The following is a 25280-nucleotide window of genomic DNA, read 5'->3' as shown; positions in this document are numbered from 1 at the left end:
CTGGCAGGTTTGTCTGGCCCAAACAAACTAAGACAATTTGACCAACATACCATCTAACCAGTTTAGGCTGCGCTCATATCGGGGCCAGCTAGTTACGATGGCTTACGCGCCTTGTGCGGCGCTCTGGCGAATACCAGATCGTATAACCAGTTTGGCAAAATCCGCAATAATTTCGCTACCAGACCCATTTGCCACGGGATGACCTGATAACTATTTCCGCGCGTGATTGCAGCGCAGGCTTGGGCGGCAAACGCGACCGCTGGCATCAAAAACGGCATGCGGTACTGGTTAACCTGTGTCATCGGCGTATCAATATAACCCGGCACTAACGTGATAACTTTAATGCCGCTGGCGCGCAATTCAACGCGCAACGACTCACAGTAGCGCATCACTGCTGCTTTCGAGCCACTATATGCGCCCGCCCCGGGCAAGCCGCGGATACCAGCAACACTGCCAATGCCGACCAAACGACAATCGCGCTGACCGGCTTGCGCTTGTTGTTTCATCGTGGCAATAAATGGGCTGAAGGTGGCAACGGTGGCCAGCATGTTGGTCGCGAATATCGATTCAAATACTTTCTGATCCTCCGCAAATTCGGTCAACGTTCCCTGAGAAATGCCCGCGCTGGCAATCACCACATCGATACCATTGCCCTCTGCAATAAAGTCTGCTGCGGCAATCCGTAACGCCTCGTGATCATTCACATCCAGAACGTATAAATGGTGGCGCTCTCGATGAGGCAAACGGTCTATCAATTGTTGCAACGGCTGACGACGGCGCCCCACCAATCCTAACGTAGCGCCTTGCGCTGCGTATTGCTGCGCAAGGGCAGCGCCAATACCGCTAGAAGCGCCGGTAATAAATACACGTTGCATATGTGTCCTATATAAAAAAAGTCCGCCCTCTGCCGATAAGGGCGGGACGGACTATTTGACAACTTTTTGAGAAGCCTGGAGAAGAATTTTTGCTCGGCCAGGGTACTAAATCAAACAGTATTAAAAGATCCTAATGCACAAAGATCTTAATGTTCAAAAGACAATCTCGGTTTAGGTGTTCGGGCTCCATTGCCAGAAGCGCAGATACCGATGACTTGGATCAAAATCGGACTCAAATCGCGTCTAATAGATTTCAGTAACCGTTTAGTAATCGTTTAGCCACCGTTTACACCTATTAAGCTGTTCTTGATGGCTAACGAACAGTTCCCACAAATCCGTATTATTTTTTGGCTTGCGCTGGCGGAGCAGCCGTTTTATTTTTTTCTGCGGTCGCTTTGGCAATCAGAGAATCAACGACTTGCAGCGTGGCAGCAAACAAGACCGGCTCTGGCGCGTTACCCATTGAAGTCCCGACAATCGATGGTGCAGTCAGAAAGCGGCCGTCGATGGCAATCATCGGCACACCGTCAATTTTGTAAGCGTTTTGCAGTTGGGTTGCGCGCATGGCTTTCGATTGCACACCAAACGAGTTGTACACTTCAGTGAACTTAGCTTTGTTCAAGCCTTGCTTAACCGCAAAATCAAGGATCGTTGCATCCGTATCCAGACGCTGGTGCTGGACGTGAATCGCATCGAATACCTTTTTATGCATCGCTGGTACCTGACCCATGACTTCTAATGTGTAATACAGTTTTTGTTGGGGCAAAAAGCGTGGATCAAAAGAGATCGGGACACGCTTGAAATCAATCTTGTCGCCCTGTTTGGCAACCCATTTTTCCAACTCTGGCTCCAACGCGAAGCAATGTGGGCAGCTGTACCAAAAGAATTCAGTGACTTCGATTTTTTTGCCAGAATCAGTGGCTTGCGCGGTATCGAGCAATTTGTAGTCTGTACCTGCGACCGGATTGGCAGGAGAAGCGCTGGCCGATGCGGCGACGAAACCGAGAGTGAGACTAAGGCCGACAATGGCAAATGCACGTTGCAAAAAACGCATGGGATTTCCTTATTCTAATGATAGACAGTGCGCAATCCCTGATGCTTCAGGAGCGTTCGGAATTGCGCGAAGAGGTTGTACTGCAAATATTGCTGTTATCGCCATCTTTGCCTCCACGTTTATAGCGAACGGGAGGCGAAGAACAAGACGCCGATAACATCTACGTTATTTTGCTGAACGCACTACTGCAGTGCTGATGCCGCTGTCAGACAGCTTACTACGCATACGGTTCATTGTTTCTAAGCTACTAAATGAACCGATACGTACGCGATACAGTGAACCATTATCGGATGGTCGTTCGCTGACTTTTGCCTCAAAACCCTGCAACGCTAATCTGGCACGTGCACTTTCTGCTTCAGCCTGCTCGCGAAAGGCGCCGATTTGCAGGTAATAAATCCAGTGATCATCTGCGCTGTCAGTTTTGGCTGTGGCGATGTCAGAGGCCACTTTCTTGGTTTTATCCGCGGTCGATTTATCGATAATCGGTGCTTTGGCGGCTTCGTGCTGCTTTTCCTGAATCTTTTGGCCGATCAGATCAGGTGCTGCTGGCGCAACGACGACCGGACTAACGGGCCGATCAGGAACTACTACAGGCGCAACTGCGGTAGCAGGTGTTGAGGCCTGACCACGGTTACCGTAGAGCGGCTTGTTAGGATCAGACAATTGCTCAGGCGCGGTGATGATGTCGGACGGCTTTTCGACCTTTGGTGCTTTATTGGTAAAAGGTGTTGGGGTTTTGGTAATCATGATTGCTACGACCACCGCAATCGCCAAACCGACAATCAGGCCCAGAATCACACCAACGAACGTTCCGCCAGCTTGCTTTTTTTTGCGTTTGTCTATTTTGCTCATACTTCCACTTCCCTCATTACATTCAACTCATTGCCCATTACGTATACGATATATACGATATACATGGTTTGAAGCGTTAGTCGATCCAACTCCACGCCTGTCTTAACCCGACAATTTAGCGCAACCAAACCAGACTAACACCGAATGACGTCTTCAATTCTTGCAGCGATCTCGATGACAACGATCTCGATTATGCAACGACTTCGACCGGATCGCGCAACATGCGGTTAGGTGCCGAAATACCAATCAATGCCATACCATTGCGCAGCACCTGGCGCGTGGCCACCATCAGCGCCAGACGCGCCAACTTCAGCGCTTCGTCGTCGACCAGCACACGTTCAGCATTGTAATAGCTATGCAGTTCACCGGCCAGATCCCGCAAATAGAATGCAACCTGATGCGGGCCGAGTTCTTCCAATGCGTGTTCCAGCATATCGGGATAGGCGGCCAGTTTAGCCATCAATGAGGCTTCGCGCGGTGCGGTCAGCAGACTCAGATCAACACCGCTGAGGGTCGACTCGTCGCCGTCCCATTGGGCCAGCACTGAGCAAATCCGCGCATGCGCCATTTGTACGTAATACACCGGATTTTCATCTGATTGGGATAGCGCCAGATCGACATCGAATACAAATTCGGTGTCGGCCTTACGTGAAATCAGGAAGAAACGCACGGCATCACGGCCACGCGTCAAGTCGCGGGAACCGTCTTCCGCTACCGCATCGCCAGAAGACCATTCGATCAAATCGCGCACGGTGACGTAAGAACCGGCACGTTTGGAAATTTTTACTTCCTCGCCATTTTTCATGACGGTGACCATCTTGTGCAGAACGTAATCCGGATAGCCTTGCGGAATGCCCGCGTCGACCGCTTGCAATCCGGCCCGTACCCGTGCAATGGTACCGTGGTGATCGCTGCCCTGAACGTTGATGACTTTACCAAAACCACGTTGCCATTTGACAATATGATAGGCGACGTCCGGCACAAAATAGGTGTACGTGCCGTCGGATTTTTTCATCACGCGGTCTTTGTCATCGCCGTAGTCGGTGGTGCGCAACCATAGTGCGCCATCGAGTTCGTAGGTTTTACCTGCGGCGATCAGTGTTTCAACGGCGTGGTTGACCTTGCCATCTTTGTACAACGACGACTCAAGATAATAGTTATCAAACTTGACGCCGAACGCTTGTAAATCCAGATCCTGCTCACGACGCAAATAGGTGACGGAAAACTTGCGAATTGACTCAACATCGTCCAGATCGCCGCTGGCGGTAACCGGTTCGCCGTCGCTGGCTTCTACGGTCTTTTTGGCTAGAAAATCACGGGCGATATCGGCAATATAATCGCCGTTATATGCGGATTCAGGCCAATCGGTATCGCCCGGTTTATTGCCTTTGGCACGCGCCTGAACGGAGGTTGCCAGTGTTGCAATCTGAACACCGGCGTCATTGTAATAAAACTCACGGGTGACATCGTAGCCCTGCGTTTGAAACAGGGACGACATTGCGTCGCCCAGCGCGCCTTGACGACCATGACCGACGTGCAATGGTCCGGTAGGATTGGCGGAGACGAATTCGACCAATACTTTCTTGCCCTCGCCAACAGTGCTCTTCCCGAATGCCGCACCCTGTTGCAATACCACTTTGACCACTTCTTGCTTGGCTGCGGCGGTCAGACGCAAGTTGATAAACCCCGGCCCGGCAATGTCAGCGCCCGCAATCACGTTAACGTGTGAAGGATTCGCCATTACGGCAGCAACCAATGATTGCGCCAATTCACGCGGATTTTTTTTCAGTGCCTTCGCCAATTGCATGGCAATGTTGCAAGCAATGTCGCCATGCGCAGGGTCACGCGGACGTTCCAGCGTGATGGTTGGGTGTACATCTGTACCAACGACAATTGGCTGCAACGCAGCGTTAAAAAGGTCAATAATGTGTTGTTTTTGTTGCGCAAGCATGGAATTTCCGTTCAGTGGATCGGCAAACCGACCGAAATGATGTGGATTGTCGTTACGAATTAATTTGCGTTAATTCAGCATCTAAGACGCCCGATTATACCGGCTTAGCGACCGACTTCCGCTCCGCTGCAATCGAGTACGTCATCAAACAAACACGTTTAAGCCAAACACTGCACTATCTGCACGCATTAAAAACTGCTGATAAGATACTTCGCATCCAGGAAACTCTGGCGATCAGCGGGGTATTTTGCGATGATGCGCCTTTGCAAATTCAAAGTTGACGCAGGGTTGACCTATGTTTGACTCAGGCAATTGCATTGCGTTGCATCCGTTGATCTGATGTCATTTTCGCACCACCACTAACAGGAGTACTTATGTCCGAATCAAACCCACGCGTTACCGAACACACTATTGATCCACAATTTATCAATCGCTGGTCGCCCCGCGCATACACTAACGATGAGATGACAGAACAAGAACTGTTGACCATTCTGGAAGCGGCACGCTGGGCGCCATCGTCCTACAATTCGCAGCCATGGCGCTTTGTATTTGCACGTCGCGGCACGCCACATTGGGACAAACTGCTCGGATTGCTGAACGATTTCAACCGTAGTTGGGCTGAAAAGTCTTCTGCGTTGGTGGTCGTCTTGTCGAAAACCACGATGACTGCACCAGGATCAACCGAAGAAAAACCATCGCCAACCCACTCGTTTGACGCAGGTTCAGCTTGGGGCTATCTGGCGCTACAAGCCAGTCTTTCAGGCTGGCATGCGCATGGCATGGCCGGCTTTGATAAGGAAAAAACCCGCAGCGAACTGGCGATACCTGAAAATATTGCCATTGAAGCGGTGATTGCCATCGGCAAGATCGGCGACAAAGCAATGCTTCCAGCCGGATTGCAAGAAAAAGAAGCGCCAAGTCCGCGCCTGCCGCTTTCAGCTTTAGTGTCGGAAGGCACGTTTAAAGCGTAAAAGTCGGAGGATAGTAAGCGCAAACTTCAAAGGCGGCAGAGACGCACAAAATCAACTCTGCCGCCGATTCACCATGACGATACCTGTCAGCACCAATACTGCTCCGATTGCGAACGGTAAGCCCACCGGATCGTTAAGTATCAACACCCCAAAACCGACGCCAACGAGCGGCGTTAAGAACGAAAACACGGACAATCGGGACGCCAGATAACGGCGCAACATCCAGAACCATGTCAAAAAACTCGCAAAAGCGATCACAACCGTCTGAAACAATAAACTCATCCACGTCACTTCCGTCATTGGTCCGATAGACGCTTGTCCCGTAGCAAAAGCAAAACCCAATAGCATCACGGTTGCCACACCTAGTTGATACAGCAATGTTTTGCTCGGCTTAGCTGTAGATAAACAGCTTTTTTTGATCACGATAATGGTGGCTGCCCAAAACGCCGCCGCTGCCAAACCAAGCGCATCGCCAAGCACACTTACAGGCGTGGCCTCACCATCAAAAAAACCTGCCGCCAACGCCACCACGATTCCTAAAAATGCAGTCAGCACACCGCACCATTGGAGCAACCCCAACCGTTCGCCCGGAACCAGCCAATGCAGCGCCAGTACGGTGAAAATGGGGGCGCTATACAGAAAAACCGACATATGCGATGCGGTGGTGTAATTGAGGCCAATCGAGACACACAGAAACTCTCCGCCAAACAATGCACCGGCCACCAAGCCCGGCCAAAAAGTGCCGTCACGTAGCGAAAATCCGTCACCTCGCCATAGCATGAACAAGCAGACCAGCAATGCCGCACCGCCCGAGCGCAAAGCGATCTGCAAGGTGGATGGCATCACTGACAGCGCCAGTTTGACCGCCACTTGCTGGAAGCCCCAGCAAATGCACAGCAAGAGCATCAGGCCAATGGCAAGGCCATCCAGGGGTTTATGGTGCGTCGACATGGTTCTACTTCCTACATTTAAATGAGATTTAACCGCGCATGGCAATTTTCATGGCGAATGGTAACGGCCACCGATTCTACGCCACGCCAATTAATTGCACTTGTTACATTCCGGCATGGAACATCGCGATTTTCACATTCCTGACACAAACGGTAGGTAAGCTGCCAAAAATGCAGCGACTTACAAGCTGTTTTGTGCAATGAGCACCATTAATAGCAATAGCCGGAGTTGACCATCAATAGCATCACGTACGCGACAAAAAAACGAAAGATATTGTTATTAAGCGTTTCTGCCGGTGCGGGACACATGCGCGCGGCGGAGGCGTTAAAAGCCTGCGCGGCAGCATATCCCGGCACCGAGATTGTGCATTGGGATGCGATGGACTATGTTTCTGCCGGTTTCCGCGCTATCTACACAGATTTTTATCTTCATCTGGTAAATCGTCATCCAGCGGTGTGGGGTTACGTCTATCAAAAAAGCGACAGCGCACATCCCGACGCGACGATGCAAAAACTGCGAAGGATGATGGAACGCGTAAGCACTCGAAAATTGCGCGCAGCCGTCAACCTGTACGCGCCCGACGCGATTATTTGCACGCATTTTTTACCCGCTGAAATGCTCTCCAGAGAAATCAGCAGCCAGCGGCTCGCTTGTCCGGTATGGGTTCAGGTCACCGACTTTGATCTGCACAGTATGTGGCTGCAACCCCAGATGCAAGGCTATTTTGCGGCTAGCGAAGAGGTCGCCTTCCGCATGCGCGCCAAAGGTATTCCTGCCACTTCAGTGTATGTAACCGGCATTCCGGTGATGCCAGCGTTCTCGCAAACCCTGAAGCGAGTGGCGTGCGCGGCAGCCTTGGGGTTAGATGCACAACGCCCGATTATCCTCTTAATGTCCGGCGGTGCAGGGATTGGCGATCTGGATAAAACAGTACAAAGTTTGCTGAACATGAAGGATAACGGATTTGAGTGCGATTTTCAGCTGGTAGCGTTGGCCGGTAAAAATCTGGAGTTACAAAATAATTTGCAGCACATCGCGGCCCAACATCCGCATCGCCTGAAGGCACTCGGATTTTCTGATCAGGTGGAAAAGTTAATGGCTTGTGCCGATCTGGTGATCACCAAACCCGGCGGCCTGACCACTTCTGAGTGCCTGGCGATGGGCGTTCCGATGATCATCCATTCGCCGATACCGGGGCAAGAAGAACGCAATGCCGATTATTTGTTAGAGCAAGGCGCGGCACTAAAGGCAGTAGATCTGACCGCGCTCAATTATCGACTACAACTTTTGTTGCAAAACCCACATTTGCTTGCAGAGCTGCGCGAACGGTGCCTTGCCCTGGGCCGCCCGCGTGCTGGGCGAGAAGTTTTAAATGTTGTTTTTAACCATCTTGATGGATTGCGCGAGACTTTAACACCGCCCGCGATCCCGCCACTCGTTCAACGCTCCTATTTCCAGGTTCACTGACTTATGCAATTGACACAGTTTCGCCGTGTGATCGGCATGCTTGTATGGACCGCATTGTTAGCTTATTTTTTCGCCAACGTAGAAATTCAGATTGAAGGTGGCGCGGGATGGGCCGCCAATCTGCCGACCTGGCGCATAGAGCATCACTGGCTACTCGATATTTTCTGGGGAGGTCGCGCCATGACCGGCTACCACGCGTGGGTATTTCCGTTCATCGCCTTGGTGTTCCACTATCCAATCTGGTTCAACGGACGTTGGGACTGGAGGGCCGAAGGACGCATTCTGGCCTCGATCATGTTGTTCTGGATCGCAGAAGACTGGCTATGGTTTCTGGTGAACCCGGCATTTGGTCTGAGCCGCTTCAACCCGATTGACGTGCCGTGGCACAAACATTGGTTGGGGCCAGTGCCGATTGATTATTGGGTCTTTTCTTCGGTGGGGTTGGTATTGCTATGGTTGGCGGAACGTAAAAGCACCAAAAAACACAATAGAACCGGCTTGAACCAAGCCGCCCTATTTGAGCAACATCGATAATGCATTACCGAGTTTTAATGCGCCGTTGGTGCCGTGCGTCGCCAGAAACGCTTAAACCTCTCGATGATTCTGGACCACCGTTTTCAACATGGTTTGAAACAAATTCTCTATGAAATCAGGATCGACACCGGAATCAGCGGCTAACTTGCGCACTTTTACAATCTGTAAACGCTCCCGATCTGGATCTCTTGCTTCAAGACCGGTTTCTTTTTTTAACACCCCGACTTGCGCTGTCAGTCCAAAGCGCTGACCAAGCAGCGCGACCAACTGTGCATCGACAATATCGATTTGATCGCGTAACTGTAATAACTGCGGATTAATGACGGTATCTGACATGGAACCTCTCATATTTTTGGTGCAAAGTTGCGTCTTCATTTGTGGCCAAACAAGGCCACGCTGCAAAAATCAGACAACTTAGTTTAGCTTATCGCTGTCCACTAATTCTCGGATTATGCGGATTGTGTCGATATCTGCCTGTAAATAGGCGCTCCGACGAAACTCATCGACCATTTCCTCTTCTGCGCTGATAGCGGTCCCGCTCGATTCATCGGTATACGAAAAACGTACAAACAGTGCGTCCTGTTGAGGTTGCTCGATAGTCATGGTCAGACTTGATCCCAACAATTCCTCTTGCGGTGGGACCTGATAACGCACTTGCAATTGCGGTAAATACGTCACAATATCGCGGATGATGATTTTGCCGTAACGCAACTCTCGCGAGAGCGAATCGATCGATTTTTCCAGGATTTGGCATGCGTCCAGATGCGGAACGAATAACATCGGCTGTTCAGCGCGCAGGACTAGCCCGCGCCAAAGTTGTTCAGAGGTCAACGGCTTAATCAATGGATTAAGCGGATCATTAATTTCGATTAAATGCGCAAATTTCATAAAGACTCAATAGAAGTAACTGCCTGATGGCGATAACCGAATTCTCCCATACTATGCCCGCGCCCAGCAAAAGCGTAAAAGTAAGACAAAAAAATCAGCGCGTGTCTGCGCAACAGTTCGCGTCACCTTAGCGGCATTGATGGTCCAGACTGTTAAAATAGTCTGCTTTGCTTCTTTCTGGTTGCCGCATGTCGTCTACTCCCAATTTTGGTCTCAATGCCCCACAACGGGAAGCCGTCAAATACATGGACGGCCCATGCCTGGTGTTAGCGGGCGCTGGCTCGGGAAAGACGCGCGTCATCACCCAAAAAATCGCGCATCTGATCGAAGATTGCGGCTATGAACCACGCCATATTGCGGCGCTGACTTTTACCAACAAAGCCGCGACCGAGATGCAGGAGCGGATTGCCAAGTTGTTAAAAGAACCAAAGCAAGCCAAACACATCACCGTGAGTACATTCCACTCGCTAGGTGTGAAGATTTTGCGGCAAGAAGCGCGTGAGTTAGGGCTAAAAGACCGATTTTCGATCATGGATAGCGACGATTGCTTTTCAATTGTGCAAGATTTAGCGATCACCACAGACAAACAATTAATTCGCCGGATTCAGACCGCCATGTCTTTATGGAAAAACGGTTTGATTGATCCAGAGCAGGCGCTCAATCAAGCCGTCACAGAAGATGAAGCACAGGCAGCGCGTATTTATCTGAGCTATGTGGCAACACTGAAGGCTTATCAAGCTGTCGATTTTGACGATTTGATTCGATTCCCGGTCGAGTTATTTCGCACTAACGAAGTTGTACGTGACAAATGGCAGCGCCGTTTGCGTTATTTGCTGGTGGACGAATATCAGGACACCAACACGTGCCAGTACGAATTGGTGAAATTGTTGGTCACCGGCGTCGGCAAAAAACCGATGTTCACAGCGGTGGGCGATGACGATCAGGCAATCTATGCATGGCGCGGCGCGACCATTGAAAATCTGAAAACGTTGCAAGTCGACTTCCCTGATCTAAAAGTGATCAAGCTGGAACAAAATTACCGCTCTTCGACCAGAATTTTGCAAGCTGCCAACGCTGTCATTGGCAACAATCCGAAAATGTTTGAAAAATCGCTCTGGTCCGATCACGGTCTCGGTGATCCGATCAAAGTCATGGGGATGGAAGATGATGAGAAGGAAGCTGAGCAGATCGCCATCATGCTATCGGCGCATCGCTTTGAGCGCCGCGCCAAGTTTGCCGATTATGCGATTCTGTATCGCGGCAATCATCAGGCCCGCATTTTTGAAAAAGCCCTGCGGCGCGAGCGAATCCCTTATGTGATGTCGGGCGGTCAGAGTTTTTTTGACAAGGCCGAGATCAAAGACATCATTAGTTATTTACGCCTGATCGCCAATGAAGACGACGATCCCGCGTTTATCCGCGCCATCACAACGCCAAAACGTGGGGTTGGTCAGGCCACTCTGGAAATATTGGGAACGGTCGCCGGACAATGGCAATGCTCGTTGTTTGAGGCGGTTTTTAAAGGCGGTATTGACGCCAAACTCTCCGACCGGCAGCTTTACCCGCTACGTCAGTTCGGCAACTTTATCAATCAACTTGAGTCTCGGGCCAGCCGCATCGGCCCCGCTGGCAGCGGCGAAAATGCGGCGGCGGTACTCGACGATATGATGAAGGAAATCAATTACGAGGGTTATCTGTACGATAGCTTCGATGATCGTCAGGCCCAAAGCAAATGGCAAAACGTTCTCGACTTTACAAACTGGCTCAAGGAAAAGGGGACGGGTGGTAAGGACGGCACCGGCGAAGAGAAGAATTTGCTGGAACTGACCCAAATGGTGGCGCTGATGTCGATGCTGGATGGCCGTGACGAGGAGCCTGACGCGGTGCGGATGTCGACTTTGCATGCGTCTAAGGGACTGGAATATCCGCATGTATTCCTGATCGGCGTGGAGGAAGGCATATTGCCGCATAAGGGCGATCCTGACGCACCGATTGAGGTCATCGCCGCGCGGATCGAAGAGGAACGTCGCCTGATGTATGTGGGTATCACCCGTGCGCAGCGCAGTCTACACGTCAGTTGGTGCAAAAAACGCAAGCGTGCCGGGGAAAGCGTGCATTGCGACATGTCGCGTTTTATTAAAGAAATGAAGCTGGACGAAGGCGATGCGGTCCCGACCGAAGACGAAGTCATTACGCCGCAAAACCGGTTGGCGAATTTGAAAGCATTATTGCAAAAGCCGCGCGTAGCATGAGATGATAGGTTCAGCCTGGCAACAACCGCTATCGAGAATCTATTGGTGACAACAGACACTGAAGATGCCCGTAAGCCGAGTAAATTTAGCAAACCATTGTCACCAAGATAACCAAGCAACATTTCAGGAAATAAGAGAAATCACCATGAGCCTCGACAACCTCAAAGAATCATTGCAAAAACTGCACGCAACGCTAGAAAGCGGCGCACCTGTCGATCCTGAAACTAAAGCGCTACTGCAAACATTGGACGCAGATATACAAAGGATATTGGCTAACAATACGAACGCGACACCGGATGTATCGACAGAGGAAGCTAGTAGCGACCTGGTCAACCAGGCACAAAAAATCTCAGCACGTTTGGCTGTCCGTCATCCACATCTGGAACCGGTATTCCGCGAGATCGCCGATATGCTCACAAAAATGGGCATTTAAATAACCTGGCAAACGGACGCATAAATGCAGCATTTTTGCTGACGGTGTTGCTGCCATTGCGCCTGTATTTTTCCCCTCTTCCCTCATCCGCGCTGCCTACTTTGTAGCCAGTGTTACATGCAAAAGGGGAGTTACCAAACAAGACGCTTAGCGTGCTAAACGTCGATACGATGATATAGCGGCCGATTGAAGCGCCGCACGTATTTGCCATCATTTTCCTTGCGCCACCCTGCAGCGACAACAATGGGCAAACCCACCTTTGCGCCCTTTGTTGTTTTGCAGATTGGCGCATCACTTTTTTAACGGATTAAACAGATTATTATGTGGTTTAAAAATCTACAAATTTATCGTATTCCCGCGCCTTGGGCGATCTCATCCGATCAACTGGAAGCGTTTCTGTCGAAGCAGGCATTTGCTGAGTGCAGCAGTTTAGAAATGCAAAGTCAGGGTTGGATTTCACCACGCGACAACGGAATGTTGGTACACGTCGTCAATCGCCAGTTGATCCTTGCGCTCGGAACAGAAAAAAAACTTCTGCCAGCCACAGTCATCAACCAGGTCACCAAGGCACGTGCGGCAGAGATTGAAGAGCAACAAGGTTTTGCGCCTGGACGCAAACAACTGAAAGACCTAAAAGAACAGGTAACCGACGAACTGCTGCCGCGTGCATTTAGTATCCGTCGCACGACTTGGGTCTGGATTGATCCAGTCAATGGTTGGCTGGTAGTTGACGCATCGAGCCCGGCTAAAGCCGAAGAAGTGTTGAAGCTTTTGCTTGGTTCCGTCGATAAATTGCAGGTTTCAGGCTTGCGCACCGTCCATTCACCGCTCACCTCCATGACCGACTGGTTGGTCGCAGATGAAGCCCCAAGCGGCTTTACGGTCGATCAGGATACTGAATTGCGCGCTAACGGTGAAGGCAAGGCCACCGTGCGTTACGTGCGTCACACGCTGGAAGCTGAAGACGTAAGGCGTCATATCGCAGCGGGCAAACAATGTACCCGCCTAGCGATGACGTGGGCCGACCGAATTTCTTTCGTGTTGACCGAAGGGCTGGCTGTCAAGCGCATAGCGCCCCTTGACGTGATAAAAGAAGAAAACGACGTTTCCAGCATAAACGATGACGAACGCTTCGACTCAGATCTGACCCTGATGACCGGCGAGTTAAATAAACTTCTCAGTGACTTGGTGTTTTCTTTAGGCGGGGAACCGACTGCGTAAGCATCGGTGACGTCTAATGAGCAACTGACCAACAGCAGGAAAAGCCCATAAAACTAGGCAGCAGCGGCATCGATAGACCCCATATCGTCGATGCCGTAACCATTCTCCTGCAGGTCGCCGCTGGCGACAACACGGTTACGGCCTGCCGATTTAGCGGCATACATAGCGGTGTCAGCGCGCTGAAAAGCCGATGCAATGGTTTCCTCTGGGCGGAAGTCAGTCACGCCGATAGAGGCTGTGACGGCAATCCCCACACCAAATTGGTGCCAGTTAAATATCGCCGTCTGGTCACAAATGCGTTCTAGCGCTACTAATCCATCGGATAAGGTTGTGCCGGTCAGAACCAATACAAACTCGTCCCCGCCATAGCGAGCGAAATGATCGCTATGACGCATCTCATGGCGTACGATTTGCACGAAAGCTTTTAGAACTTCATCGCCAACGGGATGACCAAAACGGTCATTGACGGTTTTAAAACCATCCAGATCCAGTATGGCAATACAGAACGATGCGCCACCACGCTGAAAACGTTTTTGTTCCGAATCCAAAATTTCGCCAAGAGATCGCCGATTTTCGGTATTCGTCAATTCGTCACGTGTTGCTAACTCTTGCACACGCTGCATAGCTAATAACAAGGCACTGTTTTTTTTAGATAGACGCTTACCAAGACGCGTTAAATAATCAGCGATAAATACGCAGCGCCCTAGCGTCAGCGTAAAAGAGAGATAGACCAAAAACAGACTTTGCGAGGTACCCACAGGAAGACCTAGTCGGCTCCCTACCAGATAGAACGCAACCGCCAGTCCCAACGCTCCGATAATCCAGCTAAAGACGTAGCGTAAGGTAGAAAGAGTCGCAACACCAAAGGCGTACACGGTAAAGAGGTTGATCAAAAACAGGTAACCAACTTCTGGCACCAAAATAACAAAACCGATTTGTCCAAAGGCGGCCACCATCAATTGTGCCAATGTCATGGTTGGATCTTTTAGCCTGCGGTTGTAGCCGCTCTTAATCAACAGGTAGAAGATGCCGTTAATCAACACAGCCATTGCGCCATACATCAAAATAAGAGGTGCAGCGAGCACATCAATGGCTGCAAAGGCAGAGAGCAACAGAGTATCCAGGACGTAGCTAAAGGTCACCCAGTAAAGCATACGGCAGGTGATTCTGTTAATTCGAATAAGTTGTTCGGGTTCCATTACCTGGCAATCGGTTACATACTTATGTTTGCTACGGTGAGTGCGATTTAAGCACAACTGCTATCAACGATTTATTACCGGCGAAGGCCTAAAGTGATAATAAAATAAGTATAGCAACCGACAATAGCGCGATGTTGCGATGCTGGCAAGCCAACTGAATGAAGTTTTGGGAATACATGAAAGATAGGTTTTCCCACATGAAACAACAGTGTTGAAACATGGAAATAATGTCTTGCTTGCACTACAAAAGTTGCCATAAAGCACTTCTATGCGCCCTAATGTTCGTTACACCGCGGGTAGCAATACGCGTCACAATAATAGTCACAATACGCCCGATCAAAACAAATTAATAGACGAAAAAAGACGCACTTAGGCGCGTCTTTTTTTTTGTTCTTGGGCGGACGAGAGCCTAACGACCAGGGCAGAGTCTTATAAACAAACGTTCTATTATTTTCAATGTCTAAATGTACTGTCGCTTGTACTGTCAAAAGTAAATCCTTAGCATTTACCGCCCTCCTGCCCCGGACACTTTATCGCCCTGGCAAGCAATTGCCACTACTTTGTACCAAAAGATGCTTCACCACCTATCCTGCCCTCATCTATTTTCCGTCATTTAATGAATCACCCGGCGTTAAAAAGCCCGCCACGATGGGAGAGCTTGGCTGATTAGTTAAATAACGCTAATTGACCTCGGCAAGACCGACAGTACTGACAGACATCTTCCATTTCCCAAAACGGAAGCGGATATATTGCCGAACACGGACAGATTTTGGATATTGACATGCAGCCATGGCAAATACCTCCTATAAGTTCGCTTAACCTTAATCGGCGGCCGATAGCCTACTATTCCGATGCTGTTGAAAGTAAAAACATGCAAGAGAAAATTGGGGGGCCGCCTCAATTTCCTTTTACTTAAACGCCAAAAGAATGTCCGTTCTTTAGGCGTTTTTCAATTCGCCACGCTTTTGTAACTGCTCACGTCGGTAAAGCGCGGCTCGATGTGAAACGCTAAATCAACTTGAATTTCCCATGGAGTTAACAGACTTTTTTCCTCAATGAGCGAGAGTGGCTTTAGAGGTAATCGGCAGTCAACGGGTGGGTACTTTAGGCATTTATGACAGTATGTATTTTGACAGTAGATTAGATACTGTCATAAAATCTGGCTGTCAATGGTCAACGATGGGCGCAACAGGCGACAAAAAACCCCTAAGTCTTTGATCTCTTAGGGGTTTGTCGGCAAACTTGGCTAACGTTTGACATATAGTTGGCGGAGCGGACGGGACTCGAACCCGCGACCCCCGGCGTGACAGGCCGGTATTCTAACCAACTGAACTACCACTCCTTGTTTTTACTGCATCTTACCTAACGACTATTCGGCTAAGTGGTGGGTGCTGAGAGGCTCGAACTCCCGACCTACGCCTTGTAAGGGCGCCGCTCTACCAACTGAGCTAAGCACCCAAATGCTTATTCAGCCGAACTTCCGTGGCGTTTGTCACAACCCCAGAGAGGCCGAATTATACATGAGTTTTTTTATTCGTCTAGGGTTTCATGAAAAATTCTTAAAAGAACTTTAAACCGATCATGGCCGGCCGCATTAAACCTAGTCATCTGACGGGCTAGAGCGCTGAATTCCACTTAATTCCAAACCTAAAATCGAAAGAAACTATCACCCATCCAGAACAATGCAGCGGATACTCATTGCGCGACTAAATCACACCGTCACCTCGCACAAAGCAGCCACAACGGGAAAAATCTCAAATAACCAATCAGGTTAGTTGGAATACCCGGTATCCCGCCACGGTGACGCATAACGCTATTTGGTTGGTTATACTGTACGTTACCGCCCATTTATACTTCAGGATTGACTATCTCTACTTTATTTCGCCGTATCCTTCATGCCATACTTTTTGAAATAGGCGCACTCGTTATTCTGGTCCCGTTGATGTCATACGGACTTGGACTAGAACTGTTTCACTTCGGCGCGCTGGCATTGATCCTGGCACTTTGCGCAATGGCTTGCAATATGCTCTACAACCATGGATTTGAATGGTTTGAGACACGTTATGGCTGGGTCAGAACCATTGCCGTCAGAGTGGGTCATACACTTGGCTTTGAACTCTGCTTCATGGCTGTGGCCTTACCCATTACCGCCTGGTGGATGAGCATCAGCGTGGTTCAGGCATTTATGCTGGATCTGGTGTTTTCGGTATTTTTTATGGTGTATGCCTTTTGCTTTAACTGGCTCTACGACATCGCGCGTCGTCGCCTGAAGATGCGAACTGAGTAAATCATTGCCACCCGTTGGCGCTAACAAATTGCTAACAAAGTGCTAATATTTAGGTGTGATCTTTTGTTCGAATAGTTCGATCCCGAGGTGACCTATGAAACGCAAGGCGTCGACTGTTACCATGTGCCTCATGGCACTTATCTCGATAAGCCTCGCCGGTTGCGTCGGTGGACTAATAGATCGACTTAGCAATAACTCGCCGACTATCCCGGCGAATACTGCCACACCCACGAATACAACGACGATAGATGGTTATAAACGCAATCTTGCCCAACGTATTGTTGCGGTCAACTCCACCAAAGTGTATATCGGTCGGCCGCAAGCGTTGTTGAGGGCGGTAATCGTATTGAAGTTTTATATCGATGCTGATGGCCAGTTATTACGCACGCAAATTATGCGCACTAACAAAGACCGTGCCGCCGAAGCGGTCGCCATGCTCTCGGTAAAAAACGCAGCACCTTTTCCGAAGCCTGATAGGGACTTATTACGCAAGGGCGAGATAGAAATTTCCGAAAGCTGGCTATTTAACACTGATGGCCGCTTTCAATTGCGCTCCATAGCCGATGCGCAAATGGACGAATAAATACAAATGCAATCAAAATAGGCGACGTTAAGACTTTATCTGACGTAACGAGGGGACACAATGGTGGTGGCTTGCGTCTCCTCTGCATCTCGCCTACCATCAGACCTTATAGCAAAACTTCCTAAGCGTATTCGCAGAATGATGTCGGTACGTTTTGTCTTAGCAAGTTCATTCGCTTATTTAAAGAGAAATCATCATGGAAGTTAAACCACCAATAACCCTCTCTAGTTTCGATATGGAGCGGATTGAGCAATTGCTGGAATCGCAGACCTATCGCAATGTTGCGGCAGTGGAGTTGTTAAATGAGACACTGCGCCGCGCACGAGTAGTCAACCCTGAAGATATTCCGGCAGACGTCGTCACGATGAATTCTGCTGTGCGTTTTATAGACGATAAGACCCAAACAGAACACGTCTTAACATTAGTGTATCCGCACCAGGCAAAATCGCTCGACGCCGTGTCTATTCTGGCACCAGTTGGCGGTGCCTTACTCGGCTTATCAGTCGGTCAATCGATTGCCTGGCAGGGTCCGGTCGGACGTGAATGTCAGTTGCGTGTATTAGAAGTCACTTATCAGCCGGAAGCCAACGGCGAATTTCACCTTTAACATTGTTTTTGAGTATTATTGGCACGTCCATTATCATTATGGCTGCGTGTTTTTCGACGCCAAAAACGTTTCTATCTCATCAATTTCTTACCTCACAATTGTAATAGGCCATCATGTCAACCGCAGATTATCAGCGCCCATCCAAGCTTTACCGGTATTCCGAACGACAGTGGCTCGAACGGGCTTTGACGCTCGGAGAATTCCGTCTGCGTCCTCCTGTGGAAAGTTTGCAAATAAATCATTTGCATAATCCATCCCGCGCCTCGCCGCAACTGCTCACTCTCAGCTTGAGTTGCGCCGCGGATGATGCGCTATATAACGAGTTTGCCAATAGCGACTGTTGTCTGGTGATCAATGATCCCGAAGAATTTGGAGAACGCATCCATCGCGCAGCGCAACGCCTGTTGCCGAGTTGGACCGGCATCGACGGTGCGATTTCTTACGGTAAACCTAATCCATTGGGCGCTGCCTTCACAAAAAATCAGGGGAACGCCATACAAAAGGAATGGCTATTTGCCTGGCGGCCGACCCAACCAACGATGTCGCTGCGCCCTATCATCATACAAATTGGGAATATTGAAACCATTGCTGAACTAAGATCCAAAACAAATTAGTAACCACTTACTTACCGGCGGCACTTGATTCATACGATCCCTGCGCTTCAGTGATGATTAAAAACGAAGGTCACATAACTTGATTAATATCGCCGGTGGCAAAGCCATGGAGGGTGCGTCATCCCCGCTCATGTCGTCATGAATTTTCGCTTGATCACATACGTGAGTACAAAAACGGGAATTTCTGGATTATTGTTGATGAACTTTGGCATATCAGATTTTGATTAACATTCCATCTGAACGTATTTTATTGCCTCGCATTCAATTTTCCAGCGGCATTAAAATAATTACTCGAATGGAATATCAATTAATTCGATGTTGCTAAATATATATTGCAACCAATTGCCTTCGTGTCACTCCAATCTGGCATTAGAAGTGATTTAAAAAACAAGAACATTAACCGCGATAGGCAGATTTTCAGGATGCTATTCGTTATACTAGTATTTTATTGGCAAGGAGCCAACGATGTATAAATCGAGCTTTAAGACCACACGCGGCGATATCAGATCATTGGTAAAAGACGCGCAGGACCTGTTTCATGAGGCAGCAGCCAGCACTGGCGATAAAGCGGAGGTGCTACGCAATAAGGGACTGGAACTGCTCGATACAGCGGTAGCAAAAGCCCAGGATGTACAGACCGCAGCCCTCGAAACCGGCAAAGAAATTGCGGCCTCCACAGACGACTATGTCCATGAAAACCCTTGGGGTGCGGTCGTGGTATCGGCTACCATTGGCCTGCTCCTTGGGCTTATTATTTCCCGTAAATAACCGCAACTTAACCATCAGGCGAGCATGGACAACGCAACATCCAAGCATTCCAATACCAAACAATCAGCGCCCCATCAACCAGGGCTCATGTCTGGTATGGTTGGCATCGCCAAAAACATGTTCGCGCTAATTATCAGCCGGATTGAACTTGCCGCACTGGAGTTCACCGAAATTGGCTCGCATATCGTCAAATTGCTCCTGGTTTTCTCTCTGGGCATCCTGGCGTTATTGTTTGCGTTGGCATTTTGGAGCGGCCTTGTCGTAGTGCTTGCTTGGGACGCATTGGGCTGGAAAATACTTCTGATTTTGGCCGCGCTATTTAGTATCGTCGCCATCGCCATGGGCCTCTACGTGCGCACCATTTTGCGCCAGGGCCGTATCGGCCTACCGCAAACCATGCACGAACTTCGGCAGGATCGGGATGCGCTACTTTGACGCTATACTCTCACAAGAAGGTCAGATATGAATTCTGAATCCCACGCCGATAGAAAGCGCTCTTTAGCGCAACGCAAACTGCAATTGTTACGAGAAGGCGGCGCATACCGTGACGAAATTTTGCGCTGTCGGGATGGCGTCAGATCAAATATGTCGGGCGGGGCGCTAAGCAAAGGTCTGTTAGGTCGGATTGCCGGAACGGCTTACGCAATGATGACAAAACAACCAAGCCTTTTCTCCCTCTCTCGTTTGCAATCATTGGCGCCGATATTGGTGACCGGTGTATCCATCTTATCAAAGCGTCCGATCCGTAAATCCCTATTTGTGGGCGGCATCCTGATCGCAGCCGCAAGCACCGCTGCTTACTTGAGTAATCGCGATAAAAAAGTAGCCGATAACGAATAGTCGGAAACTCAGCAAGACTATGCTGATGTATCATTTAGGAAACATCGCTTAATTAATGAGGGAAAAATGAATAAATTCAAGCTCGGCGCAGCAGCATTAGCAGTCACCCTGGCGACTGCAGGATGCGCAAACATGTCAGATACGGAGCGCGGCACGGCAACCGGCGCAGGTGTTGGTGCAGGTATCGGCGCACTACTCGGTGCCGTAACCGGCCCGGGCGGCGGTGGGCGCGCACTCGGCGGAGCAGCCATCGGCGGTGCTATCGGCGCGGTTGCTGGCAATATCTGGTCAAACAAGATGGAAAAGCAGAAACAGGCAATGCAACAAGCCACCCAAGGTACCGGCGTGCAAGTCAGCCAGACTGCGGATAACCGCTTGAAACTGGCAATACCTAGTGATGTTTCGTTCGCGACCGGCCGTGCCGATATCACGCCTAACTTCCGACCTATTCTGGAACGATTTGCGACGACGTTGGCCGACAATACTGCCACCACGGTCACCATCATCGGCCATACCGACAATACCGGCAGTGATGCAATCAATGATCCTCTGTCGTTACAACGTGCAGCAAGTACGCGCAACTATTTGACAGCACGCGGTATCTCACCAAATCGTTTTGGCATCGAAGGCCGAGGCTCGCATGAGCCAGTAGCGTCCAACGACACCAGCTTCAATCGCGCACAAAATCGCCGCGTTGAAATTTACGTCGCAGAACCACAGCAACCTCAACAAACTCAGCAACGCTAGTAGCTGAGTTAAAAGTAACCGGTGAATACGATTAAAGCCGATTGCGATTGCACAACAAAAAGCCGACTCAATGAGTCGGCTTTTTAATGCGTTCGTAATTTAACTCACTGCACGTGAGTTAAATTTTACTTTGCAGAAGCAGAAGCAGCAGCAGCAACCGGAGCAGCAACAGCGCTCGCGGAAGCCGAGCCAGACGCAGCCGCGGCAGCAGGCGCTGGAACAACTGGGTCTTTAAACTTTCCACCCGATGCATTCACCATGAAGACTACTGCGCGGGCGACTTCAACATCATCAAGATCAGGGTTACCACCTTTGGCTGGCATCGCACGCAAACCGTTAATCGCATAACCAATCACTTTGTCCTCGCCATCCGCAAGGCGCGGTCCCCATGCACTTACATCGCCAAATTTAGGCGCGCCAGCGGCACCGCTACCATGGCAAGCGACGCAAGTCGACTTGTACACTTCTTCACCAGTCAAAAATATCCGTGGTGCATTAACGTCTTTAAAAGTAAAACCTTCATCCGCGACTGGCTTCAATCGGGTTGCTATCGCTTCCGGAGTCTGTCCCTCAGATCCAGCCCCCGTTTTTTGCGCATTGGTGACGAACTCCACCAATAGCACAATACAAATAATAGGGACTAAAAAGCCTGCCAGAATAGCGATAATCAACTGTTTTGGCGTCTTGATTGCAGATTGTTCTTCGTTGTGTGCGTCGCTCATGTTTCCCTCAGTACAATTTTCAAAAACCGGTGGGCAAATACAGACGCGCGTAAAAAAAGACAGAACAACGCACGGTCTCTCGCCAAACCCTTGATTATAGTCGTAATAATCACAATTTGGGACGATAAAGCAACGTAATTCATGGACGAACACACCGAAAAACGGTATCCTTCGTACCTCTCATATGCGGCTGTAGCTCAGTGGATAGAGTATTGGCCTCCGAAGCCAAGGGTCGTGGGTTCGATCCCCGCCAGCCGCACCAGTAAAATCAAGGCTCTCCGCCAGATTCCAGTATTTTCCATATCCAAAAATCGAATTATTGTCCAAAATCTGTCCAAATGACATTTTATTGGCGGGAGAGTAGCAATGGCATCATTTCGTAAGCGTGGCGATCTGCAATGGCAGGCTCGCGTTGCTCGCAAGGGCTTTGCAGCCCAAGTAAAAACCTTCAACACAAAACCGGAAGCCGAGGCATGGGCGGCCACAGTCGAATCAGCGATGGCACGCGGCACTTTTGTCAGTAGTGCCGAGTCTGAGCGTACAACATTTCGGGAAGCCCTGGAGCGTTACCAGCGTGAAATTACCGTTGGAAAGAAGGGCGCGATGCCGGAGAGAAGCCGTATCAAGAATTTGCTGGGTGGCCCCCTTGCCATACGGTCGCTGGCGAGTATTCGAAGCAGCGACATTGCCAGCTATCGCGATAGCCGGCTCAAAGAAGTATCTGCGCAGACAGTCATTCATGAGATCAACCTTATTTCGAATCTCTTCAATGTGTCCCGGAAAGAATGGGGGATGGAGAATTTGAGTAATCCCGTTGAAATCATCAAAAAGCCGAAATTGCCCAATGGGCGCGACCGGCGCCTTGTCAACGATGAGGAAGTTTGGCTGCTTAGCGCTGCAGGTGTCAGTTCTGAAGCGTTGAAGTCCTTGGTCGTGGTTGCGTTGGGAACCGCGATGCGGCTGGGTGAGCTTCTCAGTCTATCGTGGGCGGACGTTGATCTCGATAAGCGTGTTGCATTGTTGCGAGACACAAAGAACGGCGATACGCGACAAGTTCCCCTTTCGACTGCGGTAGCAAATGCGCTGAAGTTGTTATCGCGCAATCCAGAGGACCTACGCGTTTTCTGGAACTGGAAGGAAAGCGGGAGCATTCAAGCAACGTGGCGTAGGGCGGTAAACCGGGCGCAGAATCTATATCAAAATGACTGTCAGAAACTGGGAAAAGTGGCGGATAGTCATTTTTTGCAGGATTTTCGATTTCATGATTTACGCCATGAAGCAGCTTCACGCCTCTTTGAACTGGGGTTTAATCCTATGGAAGTTGCCTCAATCACCGGCCACAAGACCCTTCAGATGCTAAAACGTTATACGCATCTCCGGGCTGAAGATTTGGCAAAGCGACTTGTTTGACGAGGTAGCGCTGCACGGCCCGCTTACCTGAGCGTATGGCGTGGTAAGGTCATTGTGGGGGGCGCGCATCGCCTGGTAGTCGGCCGGCGTCGGCGCGGACAGCGCTTGCAGCCCCTCGCTTATCGCGCTGGCCTCTTCGGTCAGGAGAACAATGTCTGGCACCGCCCACACGTCAATCAAACGAGGCTGAAATGTAAGCGTCTGCCCAGCGCCTGTTGGCGCTGACGCATAATTGACCCAGACTACTGGAAATCGTTGACCCATCCCAATACCCTGTAGACGTAAGACTAGTGCAGATCTGAGCGAGAAAGACTTGGGGCATTCAACTGTTGGCGCCGACGATTTTCTGACCCAAGCTGTCGATTTTCGGTGATCCATGTCCGTATCCAGCAAACCCGCGTGCAGTAACGGTTCCAGAGGTTTTGAGGTGGGTCAGTTGGAATCGGCAGCCTGGATCAATTTGACATCGGCGCCAACAGAAAGAAGACGATGCAGAGATTGAATAGGGTAGTGATTCACGGTAAGATGTGGCCATATTTCGCCAACTTTGACCTTTAGTGACATTTTTCGCCAATGAAAAAGCAAGAAAATGATGTTTTGACAATTGCGGAAGTGGCCGAATACCTAAAGGTTGCTGAACGAACGATCTATCGACTGGCTGCGGCTAAAAAGGTTCCCGCGTTTAAGGTTGGAGGCATGTGGCGATTCTCGCGTGCGGACATTGACGCATGGATCAAGCAACAGTCGGCGACGAGTCTTGCCCCGTCAAAGCAAGGCAACGATGACAATTGAACGCTACCGCCTGTCCTTCACAACGGGCGGCATTTTTTTGCAGGAAGCACCTCTCGTCGCGGAGCGCTACCTGGCTCTGCGTGACTGGGCACAGACGCGAGCCGAGATGCGCAGCCAAAACCTGCTACAGGTCCGCACGGCAAGTGCCGCGCTTCGACTCAGCAAAGAACTGGTCGCGCGACTTGAGTGCTTAGAGGTGCCGGAGTTGGAAGAGCTGCGGGAGGCCAGCCTGCGTGATCGCGGCTACCTGCTTTGGGCGGCGGCTTGCCGACGCTACGCCTTCATCCATGACTTCGCCGTTGAGGTGCTGCGGGAACATCACTTGCTGCTACGTCGCCAGATTTCTTTTGGCGACTACGACGCATATTACAACGGCAAGGCCCTGTGGCACACGGAACTCGACGAGATCGCCCTTTCTACCCAGCAGAAGCTCCGGCAAAACATGTTCCGGATGCTGAGAGAGGCAGACCTGATTTCGGATCAACAACACATTCAGCCAGCCATGCTTAGCCCCCGGATGGCACAGCTATTGGCTCGGCGCGGGCGAGAGGAACTGTTGGTATTCCCCTCCACGGACAACGAAATTCAGAGGTGGCTGAAATGAGCCAGAAAATCAGCCAGCAAACGCTGGCAGCCCGTTTTGAACACTTGATCAATGTAATCAGCAGTCCGCGTTTCCTGGAGATGCGCGGGCTGAACAACGATTTGCCATTCTACATCTGCGAGTTTAGATCCGCCGAGGCCTTCGAAATGCAGCGCATGCAAGGCCAACTGATCAACACCCTGGATAGTTCCGCCGTCGAATGCCTGGGAGGACGTGGCGTTAAGGTGCTTGAGATAAATCTTTATGACCTCTGTATCGACCTGCTCAAGGCCCGCGAAGGCAGCAGCCAGGATAGCAATTTGTGGGATGAGATCATTGCAATTGAAAGCGATGTCGAGAAGGACAATCTGCTGGAGCTGCTGCAAAACGTGCTTGGCATTGAAGACTATCTGGTTCCGGCCATTGGTGAGCGCATACAGCATACCGAGTTTGATGTGCTTTTCCTGTCTGGCATCGGAGAAGTGTTCCCTTACATACGCTCGCACAACGTACTCAACAACTTGCAAAGTACGGCCAAGGAAAAGCCGACCGTCATGTTTTTCCCAGGTGAATACCGTTACTCGCTTGAGCAAGGCGCGTCGTTGGAGCTTTTCGGCCTGCTGCACGACGACAAGTACTACCGCGCATTCAACATCTTTGAAACACAGGCTTAAGGGAG

At 50.1% G+C, this 25280-nt stretch carries 27 protein-coding genes and 3 tRNA genes; 19 read left to right on the top strand and 11 right to left on the bottom strand.

What is annotated here, in order from left to right; translation table 11 throughout:
- Nucleotides 1-92 precede the first annotated feature (92 nt).
- The 4 genes from QN379_RS10010 to argS form a co-directional block, all read right to left on the bottom strand.
- Entirely contained in the window at nt 93-875 is a 783-nt protein-coding gene (locus tag QN379_RS10010) for an SDR family oxidoreductase (RefSeq protein WP_322234355.1), read from the bottom strand.
- Nucleotides 876-1215: 340 nt separating this feature from the next.
- Nucleotides 1216-1929: a thiol:disulfide interchange protein DsbA/DsbL gene (locus QN379_RS10005; protein WP_322234357.1), complete on the bottom strand. Its 714-nt coding sequence runs from the start codon at nt 1927-1929 to the stop codon at nt 1216-1218.
- Between the two features lie 165 nt (nt 1930-2094).
- Nucleotides 2095-2781 (bottom strand): SPOR domain-containing protein, encoded by a 687-nt coding sequence (locus tag QN379_RS10000; protein ID WP_322234360.1) that lies wholly within the window; start codon nt 2779-2781, stop codon nt 2095-2097.
- Nucleotides 2782-2971: 190 nt separating this feature from the next.
- Complete coding sequence (gene argS, locus QN379_RS09995) at nt 2972-4732, bottom strand: arginine--tRNA ligase (protein WP_323506582.1); 1761 nt, start codon at nt 4730-4732, stop codon at nt 2972-2974.
- A gap of 374 nt (nt 4733-5106) precedes the next feature.
- On the opposite strand from argS, the gene QN379_RS09990 reads away from it, so the two are divergent.
- Entirely contained in the window at nt 5107-5703 is a 597-nt protein-coding gene (locus QN379_RS09990) for a nitroreductase family protein (protein WP_323506581.1), read from the top strand.
- A gap of 51 nt (nt 5704-5754) precedes the next feature.
- Here QN379_RS09990 and QN379_RS09985 read toward each other — a convergent pair whose 3' ends face one another.
- Complete coding sequence (locus tag QN379_RS09985; RefSeq protein WP_323506580.1) at nt 5755-6654, bottom strand: DMT family transporter; 900 nt, start codon at nt 6652-6654, stop codon at nt 5755-5757.
- Nucleotides 6655-6960: 306 nt separating this feature from the next.
- On the opposite strand from QN379_RS09985, the gene QN379_RS09980 reads away from it, so the two are divergent.
- A complete protein-coding gene (locus tag QN379_RS09980; protein WP_416348542.1) occupies nt 6961-8121 on the top strand; it encodes an MGDG synthase family glycosyltransferase in 1161 nt (386 codons plus the stop codon).
- A 3-nt stretch (nt 8122-8124) separates the two neighbouring features.
- A complete protein-coding gene (locus QN379_RS09975; RefSeq protein WP_322234372.1) occupies nt 8125-8655 on the top strand; it encodes a hypothetical protein in 531 nt (176 codons plus the stop codon).
- A 51-nt stretch (nt 8656-8706) separates the two neighbouring features.
- Here the strand turns inward: QN379_RS09975 and QN379_RS09970 are convergent, their stop codons facing one another.
- Both QN379_RS09970 and QN379_RS09965 read right to left on the bottom strand, forming a co-directional pair.
- A complete protein-coding gene (locus tag QN379_RS09970; RefSeq protein ID WP_322234375.1) occupies nt 8707-8991 on the bottom strand; it encodes a chorismate mutase in 285 nt (94 codons plus the stop codon).
- A 78-nt stretch (nt 8992-9069) separates the two neighbouring features.
- Complete coding sequence (locus QN379_RS09965; RefSeq protein WP_322234378.1) at nt 9070-9543, bottom strand: SRPBCC family protein; 474 nt, start codon at nt 9541-9543, stop codon at nt 9070-9072.
- A gap of 188 nt (nt 9544-9731) precedes the next feature.
- On the opposite strand from QN379_RS09965, the gene QN379_RS09960 reads away from it, so the two are divergent.
- The 3 genes from QN379_RS09960 to QN379_RS09950 all read left to right on the top strand — a co-directional run bounded on the left by QN379_RS09960 (nt 9732) and on the right by QN379_RS09950 (nt 13449).
- Nucleotides 9732-11795, top strand: coding sequence for a UvrD-helicase domain-containing protein (locus tag QN379_RS09960; RefSeq protein WP_323506578.1), 2064 nt, complete (start codon nt 9732-9734; stop codon nt 11793-11795).
- A gap of 145 nt (nt 11796-11940) precedes the next feature.
- Nucleotides 11941-12228 carry a DUF4404 family protein gene (locus QN379_RS09955; RefSeq protein WP_322234384.1) on the top strand — a complete coding sequence of 96 codons (288 nt, stop codon included), beginning with the start codon at nt 11941-11943 and terminating at the stop codon, nt 12226-12228.
- Nucleotides 12229-12549: 321 nt separating this feature from the next.
- The gene (locus QN379_RS09950; protein WP_322234386.1) at nt 12550-13449 is read left to right on the top strand and encodes a recombination-associated protein RdgC; all 900 of its coding nucleotides are present in this window, start codon (nt 12550-12552) and stop codon (nt 13447-13449) included.
- 53 nt (nt 13450-13502) lie between these two features.
- On the opposite strand, the gene QN379_RS09945 is transcribed toward QN379_RS09950, so the two are convergent.
- The 3 genes from QN379_RS09945 to QN379_RS09935 all read right to left on the bottom strand — a co-directional run bounded on the left by QN379_RS09945 (nt 13503) and on the right by QN379_RS09935 (nt 16106).
- Nucleotides 13503-14603 carry a GGDEF domain-containing protein gene (locus QN379_RS09945; RefSeq protein ID WP_323506577.1) on the bottom strand — a complete coding sequence of 367 codons (1101 nt, stop codon included), beginning with the start codon at nt 14601-14603 and terminating at the stop codon, nt 13503-13505.
- A 1310-nt stretch (nt 14604-15913) separates the two neighbouring features.
- Nucleotides 15914-15990, bottom strand: a tRNA-Asp gene (locus QN379_RS09940).
- Between the two features lie 40 nt (nt 15991-16030).
- Nucleotides 16031-16106: transfer RNA gene (locus QN379_RS09935), tRNA-Val, on the bottom strand.
- Nucleotides 16107-16509: 403 nt separating this feature from the next.
- Here QN379_RS09935 and QN379_RS09930 point away from each other — a divergent pair.
- The 8 genes from QN379_RS09930 (at nt 16510) to QN379_RS09895 (ending at nt 21094) form a co-directional block, all read left to right on the top strand.
- Nucleotides 16510-16935, top strand: coding sequence for a PACE efflux transporter (locus tag QN379_RS09930; protein ID WP_322234393.1), 426 nt, complete (start codon nt 16510-16512; stop codon nt 16933-16935).
- Between the two features lie 94 nt (nt 16936-17029).
- The gene (locus QN379_RS09925; RefSeq protein ID WP_323506576.1) at nt 17030-17518 is read left to right on the top strand and encodes a hypothetical protein; all 489 of its coding nucleotides are present in this window, start codon (nt 17030-17032) and stop codon (nt 17516-17518) included.
- 196 nt (nt 17519-17714) lie between these two features.
- On the top strand, nt 17715-18125 hold the full coding sequence (gene rnk, locus QN379_RS09920) for a nucleoside diphosphate kinase regulator (protein ID WP_322234398.1): 411 nt from the start codon (nt 17715-17717) through the stop codon (nt 18123-18125).
- A gap of 113 nt (nt 18126-18238) precedes the next feature.
- On the top strand, nt 18239-18739 hold the full coding sequence (locus QN379_RS09915) for a hypothetical protein (protein WP_322234401.1): 501 nt from the start codon (nt 18239-18241) through the stop codon (nt 18737-18739).
- A gap of 465 nt (nt 18740-19204) precedes the next feature.
- Nucleotides 19205-19507, top strand: a complete 303-nt coding sequence (locus QN379_RS09910; RefSeq protein ID WP_322234403.1) for a DUF883 family protein — start codon at nt 19205-19207, stop codon at nt 19505-19507.
- Between the two features lie 24 nt (nt 19508-19531).
- Entirely contained in the window at nt 19532-19942 is a 411-nt protein-coding gene (locus tag QN379_RS09905) for a phage holin family protein (RefSeq protein ID WP_322234406.1), read from the top strand.
- Between the two features lie 27 nt (nt 19943-19969).
- Nucleotides 19970-20347: a hypothetical protein gene (locus QN379_RS09900; RefSeq protein ID WP_323506575.1), complete on the top strand. Its 378-nt coding sequence runs from the start codon at nt 19970-19972 to the stop codon at nt 20345-20347.
- Between the two features lie 66 nt (nt 20348-20413).
- The gene (locus QN379_RS09895; protein ID WP_323506574.1) at nt 20414-21094 is read left to right on the top strand and encodes an OmpA family protein; all 681 of its coding nucleotides are present in this window, start codon (nt 20414-20416) and stop codon (nt 21092-21094) included.
- A 125-nt stretch (nt 21095-21219) separates the two neighbouring features.
- On the opposite strand, the gene QN379_RS09890 is transcribed toward QN379_RS09895, so the two are convergent.
- Nucleotides 21220-21816, bottom strand: coding sequence for a c-type cytochrome (locus QN379_RS09890; RefSeq protein ID WP_323506573.1), 597 nt, complete (start codon nt 21814-21816; stop codon nt 21220-21222).
- A 186-nt stretch (nt 21817-22002) separates the two neighbouring features.
- Between QN379_RS09890 and QN379_RS09885 the strand changes: the two genes are divergently transcribed.
- From QN379_RS09885 to QN379_RS09865, 5 genes are all read left to right on the top strand, one after another.
- Nucleotides 22003-22078 (top strand) — tRNA-Arg (locus QN379_RS09885).
- Nucleotides 22079-22182: 104 nt separating this feature from the next.
- On the top strand, nt 22183-23226 hold the full coding sequence (locus QN379_RS09880) for a site-specific integrase (RefSeq protein WP_323506572.1): 1044 nt from the start codon (nt 22183-22185) through the stop codon (nt 23224-23226).
- A 573-nt stretch (nt 23227-23799) separates the two neighbouring features.
- A complete protein-coding gene (mads1, locus tag QN379_RS09875) occupies nt 23800-24018 on the top strand; it encodes a methylation-associated defense system helix-turn-helix domain-containing protein MAD1 (RefSeq protein ID WP_323506571.1) in 219 nt (72 codons plus the stop codon).
- Complete coding sequence (locus QN379_RS09870; protein WP_323506570.1) at nt 24008-24622, top strand: DUF1819 family protein; 615 nt, start codon at nt 24008-24010, stop codon at nt 24620-24622. The genes mads1 and QN379_RS09870 overlap by 11 nt, the downstream gene beginning before the upstream one ends.
- The gene (locus QN379_RS09865; RefSeq protein ID WP_323506569.1) at nt 24619-25275 is read left to right on the top strand and encodes a DUF1788 domain-containing protein; all 657 of its coding nucleotides are present in this window, start codon (nt 24619-24621) and stop codon (nt 25273-25275) included. Before QN379_RS09870 ends, QN379_RS09865 begins: the two co-directional genes overlap by 4 nt.
- Nucleotides 25276-25280 lie beyond the last annotated feature (5 nt).

It is taken from the genome of Glaciimonas sp. Gout2 (assembly GCF_035018905.1).
In the GTDB taxonomy this organism is placed as follows: Bacteria; Pseudomonadota; Gammaproteobacteria; order Burkholderiales; family Burkholderiaceae_D; genus Glaciimonas.
The sequence above is the reverse complement of the archived record's forward strand: the minus strand, read 5'-3'. Positions and strand labels throughout refer to the sequence as shown.